Source organism: Salinicoccus sp. RF5, from assembly GCF_020786625.1.
Taxonomy (GTDB): Bacteria; Bacillota; Bacilli; order Staphylococcales; family Salinicoccaceae; genus Salinicoccus.
The window spans coordinates 1-710 of the sequence record NZ_JAJGRC010000007.1; the positions used below are offsets into that span (position 1 = coordinate 1).

At 66.9% G+C, this 710-nt stretch carries 1 pseudogene; it reads left to right on the forward strand.

Annotation, left to right across the window (positions count from 1 at the left end):
- A pseudogene (fimX, locus tag LLU09_RS12480) lies at nucleotides 1-710 on the forward strand (cyclic di-GMP-binding protein FimX); the annotation flags it as partial.

The window sequence follows — 710 nt, forward strand, 5'->3', positions numbered from 1 at the left end:
GAAGCCGACCTGGCGCGTTTCGGCGATTCGATCTTCGCCGCCCTGTTCAAGGGCAAGACTCCCGAGCAGGCGCAAGCGGCGCTGCAACGACTGCTGAAGAAAGTCGAGAACCACCTTTTCGAGCTGAACGGCCGCAGCGCCCAGGCCACCCTCAGCATCGGCGTCGCCGGTCTCGACGAGAAGACCGCCAAGGCCCAGGACGTGATGAACCGTGCGCATCGCTGCGCCGATGACGCGGCACGCAAGGGCGGGTCGCAGATCAAGCAGTACAACCCGGCGGAAGAGCTTGCCGCCGCCGCCCAGCGCGGCGACGTCATCGCGATCCTCCAGCAGGCGCTGGAGACCAACAGCTTCCGCCTGCTGTTCCAGCCAGTCATCAGCCTGCGCGGCGACAGCCACGAGAACTACGAGGTGCTCCTGCGCCTGCTCAATCCGCAGGGCCAGGAAGTGCCGCCGGCGGAGTTCCTGCATGCCGCCAAGGAAGCCGGGCTGGCGGAGAAGATCGACCGCTGGGTGATCCTCAATTCGATCAAGCTGCTCGCCGAGCATCGCGCCAAGGGGCACCAGACCAAGCTGTTCGTCCACCTGTCCAGCGCGAGCCTGCAAGACCCCGGCCTGCTGCCCTGGCTCGGGGTGGCGCTGAAGGCCGCGCGCCTGCCGCCGGAGTCGCTGGTGTTCCAGATCAGCGAAGCCGACGCCACCAGCTATCT